The sequence below is a fragment of the Psychrobacter sp. ENNN9_III genome, assembly GCF_001462175.1.
Classification (GTDB): Bacteria; Pseudomonadota; Gammaproteobacteria; order Pseudomonadales; family Moraxellaceae; genus Psychrobacter.
Genome location: NZ_LNUO01000205.1, coordinates 1 through 15275, shown reverse-complemented (window position 1 = coordinate 15275; position 15275 = coordinate 1). Strand labels below are relative to the sequence as shown.

Annotated in this window: 14 protein-coding genes; 8 read left to right on the top strand and 6 right to left on the bottom strand. The window is 43.1% G+C overall.

Going from position 1 to position 15275, the window contains the following annotated elements:
• Positions 1-69: 69 nt before the first annotated feature.
• The 4 genes from PENNN9_RS12225 to PENNN9_RS12210 all read right to left on the bottom strand — a co-directional run bounded on the left by PENNN9_RS12225 (position 70) and on the right by PENNN9_RS12210 (position 4752).
• Positions 70-927, bottom strand: a complete 858-nt coding sequence (locus tag PENNN9_RS12225; protein ID WP_058369925.1) for an SGNH/GDSL hydrolase family protein — start codon at positions 925-927, stop codon at positions 70-72.
• A complete protein-coding gene (locus tag PENNN9_RS12220; protein WP_058369924.1) occupies positions 921-2318 on the bottom strand; it encodes a nicotinate phosphoribosyltransferase in 1398 nt (465 codons plus the stop codon). Before PENNN9_RS12220 ends, PENNN9_RS12225 begins: the two co-directional genes overlap by 7 nt.
• Positions 2319-2517: 199 nt before the next feature.
• Positions 2518-3570 (bottom strand): bifunctional nicotinamide-nucleotide adenylyltransferase/Nudix hydroxylase, encoded by a 1053-nt coding sequence (locus PENNN9_RS12215; RefSeq protein ID WP_058369923.1) that lies wholly within the window; start codon positions 3568-3570, stop codon positions 2518-2520.
• Between the two features lie 207 nt (positions 3571-3777).
• Complete coding sequence (locus tag PENNN9_RS12210; protein ID WP_058369922.1) at positions 3778-4752, bottom strand: alpha/beta fold hydrolase; 975 nt, start codon at positions 4750-4752, stop codon at positions 3778-3780.
• Positions 4753-5308: 556 nt separating this feature from the next.
• Here PENNN9_RS12210 and nfuA point away from each other — a divergent pair.
• Positions 5309-5992 carry a Fe-S biogenesis protein NfuA gene (nfuA, locus tag PENNN9_RS12205; RefSeq protein WP_082638094.1) on the top strand — a complete coding sequence of 228 codons (684 nt, stop codon included), beginning with the start codon at positions 5309-5311 and terminating at the stop codon, positions 5990-5992.
• Positions 5993-6224: 232 nt separating this feature from the next.
• Entirely contained in the window at positions 6225-7553 is a 1329-nt protein-coding gene (locus tag PENNN9_RS12200) for an O-acetylhomoserine aminocarboxypropyltransferase/cysteine synthase family protein (RefSeq protein WP_058369921.1), read from the top strand.
• Between the two features lie 107 nt (positions 7554-7660).
• On the opposite strand, the gene PENNN9_RS12195 is transcribed toward PENNN9_RS12200, so the two are convergent.
• Together PENNN9_RS12195 and rsmI are read right to left on the bottom strand one after the other, a co-directional pair.
• On the bottom strand, positions 7661-8683 hold the full coding sequence (locus tag PENNN9_RS12195) for an adenosine kinase (RefSeq protein ID WP_058369920.1): 1023 nt from the start codon (positions 8681-8683) through the stop codon (positions 7661-7663).
• 52 nt (positions 8684-8735) lie between these two features.
• Positions 8736-9671, bottom strand: a complete 936-nt coding sequence (rsmI, locus tag PENNN9_RS12190) for a 16S rRNA (cytidine(1402)-2'-O)-methyltransferase (protein WP_058369919.1) — start codon at positions 9669-9671, stop codon at positions 8736-8738.
• A gap of 169 nt (positions 9672-9840) precedes the next feature.
• On the opposite strand from rsmI, the gene PENNN9_RS12185 reads away from it, so the two are divergent.
• The 6 genes from PENNN9_RS12185 (at position 9841) to hisG (ending at position 15244) form a co-directional block, all read left to right on the top strand.
• Complete coding sequence (locus PENNN9_RS12185; RefSeq protein ID WP_227511826.1) at positions 9841-10356, top strand: YraN family protein; 516 nt, start codon at positions 9841-9843, stop codon at positions 10354-10356.
• A gap of 377 nt (positions 10357-10733) precedes the next feature.
• The gene (locus tag PENNN9_RS12180) at positions 10734-11591 is read left to right on the top strand and encodes a BON domain-containing protein (protein ID WP_058369917.1); all 858 of its coding nucleotides are present in this window, start codon (positions 10734-10736) and stop codon (positions 11589-11591) included.
• A 109-nt stretch (positions 11592-11700) separates the two neighbouring features.
• On the top strand, positions 11701-12690 hold the full coding sequence (locus PENNN9_RS12175) for an alpha/beta hydrolase (protein WP_227511825.1): 990 nt from the start codon (positions 11701-11703) through the stop codon (positions 12688-12690).
• Positions 12691-12844: 154 nt separating this feature from the next.
• Entirely contained in the window at positions 12845-13096 is a 252-nt protein-coding gene (locus PENNN9_RS12170; RefSeq protein ID WP_058369916.1) for a BolA family protein, read from the top strand.
• 82 nt (positions 13097-13178) lie between these two features.
• On the top strand, positions 13179-14447 hold the full coding sequence (murA, locus tag PENNN9_RS12165) for a UDP-N-acetylglucosamine 1-carboxyvinyltransferase (protein WP_058369824.1): 1269 nt from the start codon (positions 13179-13181) through the stop codon (positions 14445-14447).
• Between the two features lie 101 nt (positions 14448-14548).
• Positions 14549-15244, top strand: coding sequence for an ATP phosphoribosyltransferase (gene hisG, locus PENNN9_RS12160; RefSeq protein WP_058369825.1), 696 nt, complete (start codon positions 14549-14551; stop codon positions 15242-15244).
• Positions 15245-15275 lie beyond the last annotated feature (31 nt).

Genomic DNA, 15275 nt, shown 5'->3' with positions numbered 1-15275 from the left:
TTACGTTTCCTGCTGATAATTCAGCGGTTTTTTTATGGCTTTTTTAAAGTACTTTATCGATTAAAACTTTTAATGGTCATCCTTATCTTTGATGACTGTCTTATCAAAGGACGAGTCGAGCAATTGAGCGATGAGCTCTGCCAGCTGCTGTGCCCAATAACCATACGTTAAGCTACTGGGATGAAAGCCGTCGCTTGCAAACATGGCTATACTATTAATAGGCTCATTAGTATGTTTTTCTGCCAGCAATTCAAAATCTGCTGCCATATGGTGCACGCCACTATGCTGAGCACAAATACTCTGCAGTACTTGGTCGAGCTTCGTGGCTTTTGCCCCGATAAAGTTATTAAGCGGTGACGGTAAAGCAGGCATCTGCGCCATCGGTGGTAGGCTTGAGAAAATAAGTGTTTGTACGTCAAACTTACGCTGAGCAATGGCGATGATTTGCTCAATCTGCTGTTGCCACTTTGAGATAGAAACGTTTGAGGTGGCGTCATTGACCCCGACACTCAAAACCATGATATCAACCGGCTGGTGAGGAGTAGGGAGGATATACAATCTTCGTAAAATATCGAAACTGGTATGTCCAGTCGTCGCCTGTAACGACCAACTAAGCCTATCAAACTGGGTATGAGTAACTAATTTTTGCTGCAAAGCAGGGATCAACTTACCAGCAAGCGCCTCTTGCTGAGTTAGACTGCCGACCCCAGCTGCTGCCGAGTCACCAACGATCATTAGGCTTAATGTTTTTGTAATCTCAGTGGCTGCCATCTCGGCAGAGTCGCGTAGTTGAATATGACCTTGTCTCTCGCCTTCTGGTTCAGGAAGGCGCACGGTGTCGCGTTTGACTTTACGACCTTGATATAAGTAAATAGGGGCGAGTAATACATCTTTTGCAATGGCAGATATTTTAAGAGGAGCTACCATCCTGCACGCTCCCGTATACTAGTGAGACTGTCTTCCACGAGCAGTTTGCCATCGACATAGACATCGCGTAGCAGGCTATCTGCACCAACATTTAAATCATCAGCTTTTATGGTTTTTATGTGGCCGTTATCATCTTTTATCAGCGCTAAGCGGCCTTTTTTAGAGCGTTTAGAGTGACTGGTCACTGGATCTTTATAGATGTCTTTCCATACCCCATCGATACAAATAGCGCTGGCTTTCATCGCCCAGTTCATCGTATCGCGATTGACTTGTTGCAAAAGACCACCTCCCATACCAAAGGTAATATTCTCTGCACTAAAGCCAGCGTTCATCACGACGTCAATAATCTTACTTAAGCTTTGCGGGCTAATGCCGTCACCTTGAATAATACGTACGTAATCAGGCAAGACTTTATAGCCTTTACTGTTAAGGGTCGTACCGAATCTTACTGCCAAACGCTCCAATGCCTCACGTACCACTTTGGCCGGCTCGCCACTGTCTGGTCGAATAACCAAGGTGCCACCCATATTTTTGACATCGTCTTTTAATGCATCGCCCCAGATGTTATCAATGGCATTCCACAAATCATAGCTATCGGAGACGACTGAAAAAGATTTATCTTTGCCACCAAACTGTTCAATCATATTGGCAAAAGCCGCAGTCTCTCCATCGCGGCCCCAAGCGGTCATGGTGCTGTGTTCAGCAGCAGGAATGGAGAACGCTGGCATATCATTGCCCATTTGATACCAACGACTGGCAGCAACCAAAGCAGCCATAGAATCGGTACCAGCGAAATTAACCAAATGCGCTAAGCTACCGAGTGCTACCGACTCATGACTAGAAGCGCCACGTGAGCCAAAATCATGTAAACGGGAAATGAGTGATTCTGAATTATCAGCAGACTTTTCTAACGCGCGGCGGATAACCTCTTTGCAATAATGTGACACGCTGGCGACGGTTGAGGGATACCAGATGGCGCGTAGTAAGGCAGTTTCGATATAGCTTGGTAACCAATAAAACTCAGGATCAGTATTAGTGATTTGGCACACTACGTTGGACACAGGCACGATGCTACCTTCAGGCACAGCCTCGATACGTAGAGGTAAATAACCGCTATGCTTATCGACCAGACGCTCCCATCCCGCACGATTGAACGTTAGACCGTGAGCATGAATCACCGTTTCGGCTTCATCTATATCCTGATGAGTAATAGGGGTGCTTAAGTATTCTTTAATAAAAGCTTGTAAGCCGAAAAACACCACCTCATAGTCGCCACCGCGGGCTTCGATATAGCTGGATAGATACTCACTGCCAGCTGGGTATTGCACCCAGTGTGAGGTTTTATAACTGTCACTATTAAGAATTAGATTGTTCAAATTGTTGGTATACATCACAGAACTCCTCTGCTTTGATATGTCGCAACTGCGTTAATAAAAAAACAGCTGCGACGATTAGCCCTTACCGTCTATCAGCTCGGGCGCTAAAACCTATAGAATAAAAATTTGTGAAAGAATGATCATAAAATCATATAGAATTTTATCAGTTAGTAATCACTTAAATAATGAACTAAACGGTCAGTTAGATGAGCTATTACAATCCAACCATCTTAGTGATAATCGCATAATGGTCTTCAAACATCATAGTGGCATCAAGCTCGGCTAGGGGTAACCAAAAAGCGTGTACAGCATCATCGCTACCTTTTACTTTTGGCAGGCCATTTGCGTCATTCTTTAGTTGAAAGTAAAAGGCTTGGGTAAGCGTGCGTCCACGTGCAGAGCGATAGGGGTCATCGAAAGTATGCTGACTATGGCAAGAGCCTCGCAGTACAGGCTCAGGGACTTTAAGACGGGTCTCTTCACGTAGCTCACGGATGCAGGCGTCAAATAAGGTCTCTTTTGGATTAAGGAACCCACCAGGCAGCGCCCAAAGCCCTCGTCCCGGCATGCTGCGCCGCTCTACCAACAATATGTGTCCTGACTGTACGACTAAGGCATCAGCGGTCATAAATGTCGGTGGGTAAGGTGCAGACTCCCACTGTTTTTTATACTTATCAATAAAGCCTGCTTCTTCGTGTAGCTGCTGATAATGACTCGTCTTTTTAAATTCATCTAAGACTTTGCGAGTCGACTCAGGCGTACGATCAGGGGTAGGGGTTGCGCCCATTAGGTAGCTATCACGGATCGGTGTAGCAGATAAATTATGATAGTTAGGCACAGAAACTGATGCCCAGTTTGGAAATAACGACAAGTAATAAGAAGAGCTGTCTTTAGAGTGACCGATAAGACCGATATCAGCATTTAAGTCACCGGTGATAGATTTGACGCCTGCTTGTACATATTGTAGCCAGCGCGTGTCATTATAGAGCGCATCATCCAAGCCCACACAATGTATACGCTCTGCTTCATCCGCTGAATAAGCGCCTTGAATCATCGCTGCACGCTCAGCGACACTGAACGGATTGCGCAAGCTACGCGGCAAGTTGGCCGAACCGATTAACATGATGACTTCATCAGCACGTTTTAATGCTTCGTCAATGACAGCTTTATGCCCACGGTGGAACGGCTGAAAACGACCAATAAATACCAGATAGCGGTAATGTTTACTCTCTTGCTTATCTGAATGTTGCTCTGATAAATCACTCATAGACGCCGACTTCCTACTACTTATTTTTTTGATTGAAAACAATTTAATGACGCCAATACTGACACAGCATAGGAGTTGCTGACAAGTGTAAAGATGTTTAGTGGTGTGTCGTTACTGATGTTAGCTTATTTTGATACTTGTCCTTAATATGGTGTGAAGTTCATTTGATTAGATGTAATAGGGGCGATAAATAAGATAAATAAACAATCACTTCGCATACTTCTCAATCCATGCAACAACCGTCGGCCATATCTCTTTAGCAGCGTTACGGCTAATCATAATGCGGCTATGAGTATAATCGTCCAAATCTCCATTACTGATTGAGTATTCACGAAACACGTTAGTAGGATTATTAAAAGCATCAAAAAACAATTTACAGCCGCCAGTTGGCGAAATAAATTTATCGCCTCTAGCACTAATAGCATAAATCGGTATGGTAATCATAGGCATATGCTGACGATAATCAAAGCTGCCATCATTGGTGACGTCCACTATGATGTTTTTTGCGAGCTTGCTTTGCTCAATATTACTCTGTTTAATAAAGCTGCTGTTAAAGTTCTTTTGTAGGTTCCAATCAAACCACTGATTCATCGTGTAATAACTTTCGTTAATAGGCCCCATTTTGAGTTTTTTTGCAGGAATATAGCCAAATAGTCGGGTAAATAATTTGGCTGTCAAAATTTTGAGATGGTTTTTGACATTTACGACCGCTCCGAACGCTTGGCAGGCAAACATAGTGATACTATTGATTTTATCAATATAGCGTGGATTTTGGACTAAAAACATGGTCAAGCCAACGCCGCCACCGCTATGAGTGACACAATGCAAGTTGTCCAGCTCTAATTCATCAAATAAATAACCAAAAGTTGCTTCAAAGTCATAAGTCGCAACGGTTTCAAAGTTAAATTTATCTTTTGGCACTGAGCTGTGCCCATGTCCGCGCCATTCCATAATGTAGCAGTGATGACCATAGCTGGCTAAATACTCAGCAATTTTTAGGCAGGTGTGTTTGTCCGAAAACGTACCATGCGTCAGTAATATATTTTGTGTTTTAGCTACAGAGCTGGCAGCTGCAATATTACCATTAGTCGCATTGTTGTCCTTTACACTATCGATAACTTGCCAAACCGCAATTTGCTCACCATCTTTGGTTTCTACTAAATTTAGCGTTTTCATGAACATAAAAGTGGTCTCGTACAAGTCGTTTGGGAGAGGTACTAATGATATAAGTATTAAATAAGTACTAAATAGGTACTAGAGATTCTTAAAAGATATCATTACTAAGTAAAGCATAAATAAACATCGTTCAAATAAATTAATAACACGTTAGAAATTGGAACACTTTTCTTATTAGCGTTTTGCGTATTTTATTTTGTCTATCATGAGAGTCTACCAACGCTTGATAATTAACAACACAGTCTTAATATAGGCTATAACGCATACTATATTTGTTTTGTATTATCACGAGAGCTTAACGACCTCTACTTTCTAAATTTGATTATTTAAAAAACCAATCGCAGCCATTTGTGACGGTCACAGTTCAATCATAGTGGCGCAGTCGGAATTATCATCTGGATGCGTTATAATAGTCGTCATAACTTTATTAAAACTGTAGTCAAACCAAGTTCATACAACGATAAACTGCAGTGTTTAGTATTCCGCCTATTTTATTTATAAAATTCACGACACAGCAACTATGACAGACATAGCATTTGTGTCATAACGCATAGGAAACCTTATGAGTGAGCACAACCAAACTGCTGGTCAATTAGACCAGTCTGCAGACTTTGAGTCAGCATTAGACACTGAACAGGCTGAAACCAAGAGCAATATTACGATTACCGAGACAGCGCAAGGTTATTTGGCTGATCTGCTGTCAAAGCAAGATACTGATGGCATTGGCGTACGTATCTTTGTCGAGCATCCTGGCACACCGCGTGCAGAGTGCTGTATGGCATACAATCAGCCAGGTGAAGAAGACAGCGCTGATTTACGATTCGACTACGAGAATTTTTCGGCCTTTATTGAGGCGGCGTCAGTCCCTTATTTAGAAGATGCAGTCATCGATTATAATAAAGACCGTTTCGGTGGTCAGCTGACTTTTCGTGCACCGAACTCAAAAGTGCCAAAAGTCGGTGCTGATGCCAGTGTTGAAGAGCGCATCAACTATATTTTGCAATCAGAGATAAACCCAGGTCTTGCTGCACATGGTGGTATGGTAGATCTGCTAGAGCTAATCGAGGAAGAAGGTGTCGGCTTGACTGCAGTCCTAAAATTTGGTGGAGGTTGCCAAGGGTGTTCAGCCGTCGATATGACTTTGCGTCAAGGGGTTGAAGTACAGCTTAAGCAGCAAATACCAGAGCTAACCCAAGTGGTTGATGAGACGGACCACACCCACACTGAAAACGCCTACTATAAGTAAATGTTTAATAGTAAATTAGTGATCTATAAGTGTGAAAGACGGTATGAATAAAGCTTATTAAACTTATTGCTTATGAATATCAGGCATTAGACGCTGAATAAATGGCTATTCTTTTAATAAAGAAGCTGGGTTATGATGAACTCAGCTTTTTTTATTACTATGATTTAGGAAATAGCTTTTTTAGAGATTATTTTTATTCAATACGTTTTCAATTAATGTTAAGGAGTATGTGATGAGTAATGGACAACCAGAGAATAATACTGACAATAACCTAAAGAGTACCGCGCACTTAGAGACGCTTGCCATTCATGCAGGTTACACTGTTGAGCCGACAACCAAATCAGTGGCAGTGCCTATTTATCATACCAGCTCCTATGCTTTTGATAATACGCAGCACGGGGCAGATTTATTTGACCTTAAGGTTGCAGGGAATATCTACACCCGTATTATGAATCCGACCAATGCGGTACTAGAGGAGCGCGTAGCAGCGCTTGAAGGCGGTATTGGCGGACTTGCGGTCGCCTCTGGTATGGCTGCCATCACTTATGCCATTCAAACCATCTGTGAGGCGGGAGACAATATCGTTGCAGTATCGACTCTATACGGTGGGACTTATAATCTGTTCGCTCATGCGCTACCGCGCCAAGGTATCGAAGTTCGCTTCTTTGACCACAAAGACCCTGAGGCTATCCGTGATTTAATCGATGACAAAACCAAGATGGTCTTTGCTGAAAGTATCGGTAATCCGCTGGGCAATATCATCGATATTCAAGCGGTCAGTGATATCGCCCACGAGTATGGTGTACCAGTGGTGATTGATAACACGGTGGCGACGCCCGCGCTTTGTCGTCCGTTTGAGTTCGGCGCTGATATCGTCATTCATTCATTGACCAAATATATGAGCGGCACCGGTACGTCAATTGGTGGCGCTATCGTTGATGGCGGGAGCTTCGCTTGGGGCGATTACCCTGAGCGCTTTCCATTATTAAACACACCAGATGACAGTTACCATGGCGTAAACTTTGTAAAAGATGTGGGCGCAGCAGCTTTTATAGCTCGTGCTCGCGTTGCACCGCTACGCAATACTGGTGCAGCATTAAGTCCCCTCAATGCTTTTAGTATCTTGCAAGGTATGGAGACGTTAAGTTTACGTATGGAGCGTCACGTACAAAATGCACAAGCCGTTGCTGAATATCTGCGTGACCATGATGAGGTTGCTTGGGTGAAATATGCAGGCTTGCCTGATCATCCTGAGCATAAGCTTGCTAAAAAGTATATGAAAGGCACACCATCTGCTATTTTAACCTTTGGAGTAAAAGGGGATCTTGAAGCAGGGGCACGCTTTATTGATGCGTTGCAGCTGATTACGCGCTTGGTCAATATCGGTGATGCGAAGTCTTTAGCCTGTCATCCAGCGACGACGACGCATCGTCAGCTAAACGAGCAAGAATTGGAGCAAGCGGGCGTTAGCAATGATATGGTACGATTATCTATTGGTATCGAACACATTGAGGATATAAAAGCAGATTTGGCTCAGGCGTTAGCGTCAGCCTCTGTTTAAAGACAGTTTGCCACCTAAAAAGCCCATATCGTGATGATATGAGCTTTTTTATTGAACTAACAGTATTGATACAACTATAGTGGTCTAACAACGTCAAAAACGCTTATCTAGGCGACCAACACTCGGCAAGCAATGTCTTTGTAGTCTTGGGAGTCGAGTCGTGGACCAAACTGTTGAATGACTTGACTGGCCACTTCGCTGGCAAGACGACCACATTCTGGCAAGCTATATTGCTGTGATAGAGCATATAGAAATGCACCTGCATAGTTGTCGCCCGCTCCATTCGTATCGATTACATTGGCGACTTTGGGCGTCGGTATTTCATGAATAGTAATGTCACTGGTGTTTTCTTCAGACTTATGAGCAATGATTGCACCGTTAGCGCCATCAGTGACCACAGCAGTCTGACAGTATTCAAGGAGTGCACGTGCTGAGGCTTTGAGTTGTTTTTTTCCAGTAAACAGTCGGGCTTCTTCGCTATTACAGAATACCACCGCAACTTTATTACCCAGCATATTAAGTAAACCCTCTTTTGCAAACTTCACCACCGCCGGATCGGCAAAGCTGACCGCAATTTTGGCATTATGAATCCCTGCTTGCTGACGCAGCTGGGTCATGGCAGGTTGAATGCTATCAGACATTGCCAAGTAGCCTTCGAAATATAGCCAGTCTGATTGTGTTAACGCTTCAAAGTCAATATTGTCAGCAGTGATATCACTGGATGTACCAAGGTAGGTTTGCATCGTACGCTCACCATCATGGGTGACAGCGACTACACAAGAGCCGGTCACACCGCCTTCATGTACCGACTTGGGTGAGGTTGCCACGCCTGCTTGATTTAAGTCTTTCAGATAAAATGTGCCTTGTGCATCGTCACCTATACGGCAAGCGTAAAAGGGTTTACCGCCTAGGCTTGCGAAAGTAAACATAGCGTTTGCAGCCGAGCCACCACCTGCTTGCTTTGATAGCTTAATATTCGCCAGTTTTAAAAATGCCAATACTTGTTGCTGCTCATCAAGACCTGCTAGAGTCATATTGCCTTTGGTTAATTCGGTTTCTTCTAGTGCAGCATCGCTAAGCACAAACTCATAGTCAACCAAGGCATTACCTACCGCCATTACATCATACATATATTATCTCTCCCTCTTTAATATTAAAATAAAATAGCGTTTTAATTGATTGCTAAGCTTGTAGCTCAAGAAGGCGCTGATATAAAGCATTCTTTTTGATACCTGTAATATCAGCAGCTAAAGACGCCGCTTTTTTGACGGACATATCCTCTAGTAAACGCTGCAATAATTTGTCATGATCACTGATATCATCATCCTGCGCTACGCTAACCCCTGCGACGACCACAACCATCTCGCCACGTCGCTGATTATCATCGGCTTTAACGAAATCAATAAGATCGCCAAGGGTCGTTTTATATACGGTCTCGAAAGTTTTGGTTAGCTCACGACAATAAGTTACTTCACGATCAGTACCGAATACGTCTGCCATATCTTCTAAGCTTGCCACAATGCGATGCGGTGCTTCATAAAATATGAGGGTCTCAGGACGTGACTTCAACGCTGATAGCTGTTTTTGACGGCCATGTGTCTTTGCAGGCAAAAAGCCAATAAAGCTAAATCGATCAGAAGGTAGTCCGGCGACTGACATTGCGGCAATCGCAGCTGAGGCCCCGACAATAGGCGATACTTTGACATCAGCTGCATGCGCGGCTTGCACCAATTGATAACCTGGATCACTCACCAGTGGCGTGCCTGCATCGCTAATCAAAGCAACCGAATGGCCTTGTTGAATCATCTCGATGATTTTGGGCGTTTGAATAGCACTGTTGTGCTCATGATATGCCCACAGTTTATTGTGACTGCGGGTTTTATTGTCTGCCGCAGCATTGTTGCTGTCAATTTTATTAACAGGCTTATCATTAGTATTGTCGCTTTTGGTCTCGATACCAAAATGCGCCAGTAGCTTCCCTGAGGTACGGGTATCTTCACAGGCAATAATAGCAACGTGTTTTAAGGTTTCAATTGCACGCGGTGTCATATCGCTTAAATTACCAATCGGAGTAGCAACGATATACAGACAAGCTGGCATCGCAGTAGGGGTAGACATGAAAACCTCGTGAATGTGATGTTAAGTGCTAAAAAGTAGTTAGTTTATCATGTTGTGCTATGATAAATCCGAATTGACTACTATGTGGTTATTCAGAGCGCATCAAGTTAAATGTTAATACAGATGATTTTACAGGTTTTGTTTATAAAAAATGAAGAGAGTACGCGTCATGGCTAAGCCAACTAATGGTCATCGGCCACTGATTTTGACGTCTCCTAAGCAGCGTCAAGGTAGTGTGTTTGAACAACAAGCATGTGAATTTTTGCAGCAGCAGGGTTTAGAGCTTATCGCTCGAAATTGGCAACAACCAAAAATAGGTGAGCTTGATCTTGTGATGTTAGAAACAGGTCGAACGTGGTCGACGTTGGTATTTATTGAGGTGCGTCAGCGGTTACGCTCAAGCTTTGGTGATGCTGCACTGAGTGTAACCAAAGCCAAGCAGCGCAAAATTATCAAAACTGCCAAATACTTTTTGCAACAATATCCTGAATATGCGCATTTTGAGTGCCGATTCGATGTGATTGCTTATGATATCGAACGCTCTATGAGCAAGACGGCTGAGCATAATAACTATAATGAGAATAACCATAACGAAAATATTCGTAAAGACTATTCGACTAAGCATTCAACAGCAGGGTATCAACCAGAGTGGCTTTTAGGTGCATTTATGGCGACAGCATGGTAGCGTATTGAGTTTAGACACTATTGAAAATAATCTTTAGTAAAATCTGTATCTAATAAAATCTATATCTAGAAACATCTATAAGGCAACTATCTAAAAGTAGCTATCCAACAAGTTATCGTTACCAAAAACCTAACCGCTAATTGTAAAAATTAAGTAAAGTATTTGGCACAGTGCTCAGAGCAAGATAAAACATACCTATCTAGCTTCGTTATGCTCATTGTGATTGCGATTTTGTGTGCAACAAGACTGATATAACAAACAATATTGCTCATAAAATCATTATAATGTTTACTGTGTTTTGGCGACACAGATTTTGCCCAATGCTATTACGTCCTATACTAAATTTTAAATACTGACTGTGTTTGATGAGGAAGATAATGACAAGGTTGTATACACTCAAATCCGTTTATAAAACACCACGTGTCACTATCAATCGTACGATGATAGGTGCTATTTTAATGGCTAGCATGGTTAGTACAGGCTGTACGACCAATTACTTGACCAATAGCACTGAGGGGACTTATGGAGTGCCGGTAACGGAACGTACTATCCCTCAACGCTTGCTCGATCGTAGTATTGAACACACAGCAAAGATTAATATTTATGGTCTACAAGAAAATCTACAAACCAATAGCCGGATAAGCATTGATAGCTTTTATAGTGAAGTCCTGCTTACTGGCGAGGTGCCAACAGAGGCATTAAAGACGCAAATTGAAAAAGTAGTCGGCTCTATGCCTGATGTTCGCCGTGTCTATAACGAGCTAAATGTTAGTGTCGCTAGAGGTTATAGCTCAACCGTACATGATGGCTATATCACATCAAAATTGATGGCCAAAGCTGCGGCTAATAATGCAGTCAAAGCGTCACAATTAAAAGCAGTGACTAACGATGGTGTGGTCTATATCATGGGTAGAGTGACACCCACACAGCAAAGCCATCTAATCGATATCGCCAACAGTACTGCTGGTATTACTGAATTGGTCTTACTAACCACAGTCGTAGACAATAGAGGGTTGCCTATTAATGAGGCAGATATTATGTCAGAGAGCGATCCTAAAAACGCTACTACGCAAGCAACCAGTGCAAAACCGATTATTAGAGAAGTTGAACCAACACACTCCACAAGCAATGTAGCATCTGCTACCCCAGTAGCGGACAACAATACGTTAGAAGCGGATAACCCAACTGAACAACAATCTTCTAGCTCTTATGTTGATTTATACCAAAATCCATAAATTGCCTGGCGCGTCAAACAGAGCTATGGACTAGTCACAACTTTGGATCAATCACGATGTCAGCTAACCCATTGGTAACTGTAGACTGGCAATAAAAAGGATAATAACAATGAAGGGTTCAAATTTTGGTCAGGCACAACAAGCGATGGACACGACTCGGGCAACCAATGTCATGTCTGCGCGCAAACAATCCAGAAGTAAGCTAAAACTTGTAGGTGCTAGTATAGTAGCAGTGGGTGCGATTACCTTTGCAACCCAACAAGCGCAAGCATTGTCAGCGCTGGCTGTGGTAAACGGTATCACTGCAAACGGTGGTGTGGGTGTCAGTAAGGACATATTGTACGGTGATGAGCCGCTACAAGATTTGGATATTTACTACCCAAAACCATTGGCGCAGGCCATGAAAGCAAAGGACACTATCGTGGATACTTATCCAATGGTCGTGTTCGTACATGGTGGCTCGTGGGAAAGCGGTAGTAAAGATGAGTATGCGTTCGTTGGGCAAAGCTTAGCTCAAGCAGGTTACGTTACCGCAGTCATCAACTATCGAAAAGCCCCCGAACATGTATATCCTGATTACGTTAAAGATACTGCTCAAGCAGTTGCATGGAGTATTAACAATGCATCAAGTATTCATGTTGACCCTAAGCGCGTCGCTGTCATTGGTCATTCTGCTGGCGCGTTTAATGCAGTAGCCGCCGTTTCTAATGAAGACTTTTTGACACCTTATGGTGTAAAACCAAACGATATTGCTGCCGTTATTGGTATTGCTGGCCCCTATAGCTACGACTTTCGTAAGTTTGCCAGTGCGACTGCTTTTAGTGCGGATGACACGCCAGATGATGTAATGCCTGATCGCCAAATAAAAGGTACACAGCCACCATACTTGCTATTGACTGCCGAAAACGACGAGACCGTGCACGATACAAACACTATCAAAATGACTCAAGCTTTACATGACCATGGTGCCAAGGTTGAAAATGGACAAATTAAAGGCGCCAGTCATGCCACAAGTATCGGAGCGATGGCACCACCATTACGTTGGGTCAATGATGTACGTGCGCAAGTATTAATGTATCTAGACAAAACTTTAAAGTAAGTGTACCAATAACTGTAGAGTCACCACTTATGCTTATGAGTAGACAATACTGTAAGATGGTGAAACTCTTGTTATAATGATGCCTTTATATAATATATAGCTTTCTTGTATAGACCATACAAATGTTACTTTTAATATAATAATAGGATTTTTTATGAGCATGAACGCTGATGATTTGATTGCATTTTTACAGCAGCATTTTCCGGATGCTTTTATTCAAGCTGCCAATCAAGGCAATAAATTTGATGTACGTGTCGTCGATGCCAGTTTTGAGGGCAAACGTGCGGTACAGCGTCAACAGGCTATTTATAGATTGGTAAATGATAAGATTGCCAGCGGTGACATCCATGCGCTCAATATCCAAGCATTAACGCCTGCTGAGTGGGAAGCACAGTCCCAAGGTTAAACGGTTCTTATTTTTATAGTGCAAGCTTTTGATTTTTATTCATGGCTTTTTTCTTCACATATATAGCTAGGTTGTCACTTTTATGGATCAGTTTTTAATCACCGGTAGTAGTCGTATCGCAGGGGAAGTTACTATCTCTGGCGCCAAAAATGCCGCTTTGCCTTTGCTTGCAGCTATGATATTAGCTGAGACGCCCACCACCTTACACAACGTGCCATCGTTACAAGATGTACGTACATTGATTAGACTGATTGCTGGTATGGGTATCGATATTCAAAAGCAGGGTGATGCCGTCACTTGTGATACCAAAAGTATCGATAATTTTTATGCACCTTATGATCTAGTCAAGACTATGCGTGCATCGATTTTAGTATTGGGGCCGCTACTGGCGCGTTTTGGTGAGGCAGAAGTCTCACTACCAGGCGGCTGTGCGATAGGCTCACGTCCAGTTGATCAACATCTAAAGGCCTTTGAGGCAATGGGCGCTCATATCACTGTAGAAAACGGTTATGTTAAAGCCCAAGCCCCTAAAGGTGGCAGGCTAATTGGTTGTAACTTCTCTTTTGATATGATCACCGTTGGTGGCACCGAAAACGTCATTATGGCAGCGGCACTAGCCAAAGGTACGACTGTGTTAGGTAACTGCGCGCTTGAGCCAGAAGTGGTCGATTTGGCCAATATGCTGGTTGCAATGGGCGCTAAGATCAGCGGTATTGGAACAGCAACCATGACTATTGAAGGCGTAGAACGTCTACACGGTTGTGAGTACTCAGTCGTTCCTGATCGTATTGAAACAGGCTCATATCTAGCAGGTGCTTTGATGACTCGCGGAGATGTATTGACCAAAAAAACCAACGCAGCACTATTATATCCTGTGCTTGAAAAGTTTGAAGCAATGGGTGCGACGATTACAACGGGTGAGGACTGGATACGAGCACAGATGACTGGTCGTCCAAAACCAGTTGATATTCGTACCCAGCCACATCCAGGGTTTCCCACAGACATGCAAGCTCAATTAATGGCGATTTGTTGTCTGGCAGATGGGACAAGTACCATTATTGAAAACATCTTTGAAAATCGCTATATGCATGTTCCTGAGCTCAATCGTTTAGGTGCATCTATTCAGGTAGATGGTCATACAGCGGTGGTTAAAGGTGTCGAGCACTTTACTGCAGCACCAGTAATGGCGACTGATTTACGCGCATCAATGTCATTGGTAATGGCAGCATCTGCTGCTGAAGGTGAGAGCTTGATTGACCGTATTTATCATATTGATCGCGGTTACGAAGACGTCGAAAACAAACTTCGCGCCTTAGGGGTTAATATTGAGCGTATCAATACCAACGACTAGATTTATTATATCTTGCGTAGGGCACTTACCACTATCAGCGTTATAATATACACACTTCCTAGTCTCTAGGGACATCAATTTTACACGGACACCTTGTCATTATGACTGAGCAAACTGAACGCTTACAGACTAACGACTTATTAAATGAAGTAGATAACGAATTTAATGGCCTCACTTTAGCATTATCAAAAGGTCGTATTTTAGAAGAGACAATGCCGCTACTACAGGCGGCTGGTGTTGATTTACTAGAAGACCCTGATGCATCACGTAAACTTATCTTCCCTACCTCAAATCCAAACGTGCGCGTACTTATCCTACGCGCGAGCGATGTGCCCACCTATGTAGAACATGGCGCTGCTGATTTTGGAGTAGCAGGAAAAGACGTACTTCTTGAACATGGTGCCAACCATGTCTATGAGTTGTTAGACTTAAAAATTGCTCAGTGTAAGCTTATGACAGCAGGCGTGAAGGATGCAGCATTGCCCAATCGTCGTTTGCGTATTGCGACCAAATACGTCAATGTTGCCCGCGCCTACTTTGCCAGTCAAGGTCAACAAGTAGACGTGATCAAGCTTTATGGCTCTATGGAGCTTGCGCCATTAGTCGGTTTAGGGGACTTAATCGTTGATGTGGTCGACACTGGCAATACTCTACGAGCTAACGGTCTAGAGCCGCGTGAGCATATCTGTGATGTATCGTCTCGTTTGATCGTTAACCAAGTCAGTTATAAGCGTAAGTTTGTGTTACTTGAGCCTATCCTTGAGAGCTTTAAAAACAGTATTGCTGCTGCTTCTTGATTATCAAATGGTTGATAAATATTGAAGGTAG

Excerpts from the sequence above, each read along its gene's own strand:
- PENNN9_RS12225 (WP_058369925.1), bottom strand. The coding sequence starts at position 927 with ATGGTAGCTCCTCTTAAAATATCTGCCATTGCAAAAGATGTATTACTC.
- PENNN9_RS12220 (WP_058369924.1), bottom strand. The coding sequence starts at position 2,318 with ATGTATACCAACAATTTGAACAATCTAATTCTTAATAGTGACAGTTAT.
- PENNN9_RS12215 (WP_058369923.1), bottom strand. The coding sequence starts at position 3,570 with ATGAGTGATTTATCAGAGCAACATTCAGATAAGCAAGAGAGTAAACAT.
- PENNN9_RS12210 (WP_058369922.1), bottom strand. The coding sequence starts at position 4,752 with ATGTTCATGAAAACGCTAAATTTAGTAGAAACCAAAGATGGTGAGCAA.
- nfuA (WP_082638094.1), top strand. The coding sequence starts at position 5,309 with ATGAGTGAGCACAACCAAACTGCTGGTCAATTAGACCAGTCTGCAGAC.
- PENNN9_RS12200 (WP_058369921.1), top strand. The coding sequence starts at position 6,225 with ATGAGTAATGGACAACCAGAGAATAATACTGACAATAACCTAAAGAGT.
- PENNN9_RS12195 (WP_058369920.1), bottom strand. The coding sequence starts at position 8,683 with ATGTATGATGTAATGGCGGTAGGTAATGCCTTGGTTGACTATGAGTTT.
- rsmI (WP_058369919.1), bottom strand. The coding sequence starts at position 9,671 with ATGTCTACCCCTACTGCGATGCCAGCTTGTCTGTATATCGTTGCTACT.
- PENNN9_RS12185 (WP_227511826.1), top strand. The coding sequence starts at position 9,841 with ATGGCTAAGCCAACTAATGGTCATCGGCCACTGATTTTGACGTCTCCT.
- PENNN9_RS12180 (WP_058369917.1), top strand. The coding sequence starts at position 10,734 with ATGACAAGGTTGTATACACTCAAATCCGTTTATAAAACACCACGTGTC.
- PENNN9_RS12175 (WP_227511825.1), top strand. The coding sequence starts at position 11,701 with ATGAAGGGTTCAAATTTTGGTCAGGCACAACAAGCGATGGACACGACT.
- PENNN9_RS12170 (WP_058369916.1), top strand. The coding sequence starts at position 12,845 with ATGAGCATGAACGCTGATGATTTGATTGCATTTTTACAGCAGCATTTT.
- murA (WP_058369824.1), top strand. The coding sequence starts at position 13,179 with ATGGATCAGTTTTTAATCACCGGTAGTAGTCGTATCGCAGGGGAAGTT.
- hisG (WP_058369825.1), top strand. The coding sequence starts at position 14,549 with ATGACTGAGCAAACTGAACGCTTACAGACTAACGACTTATTAAATGAA.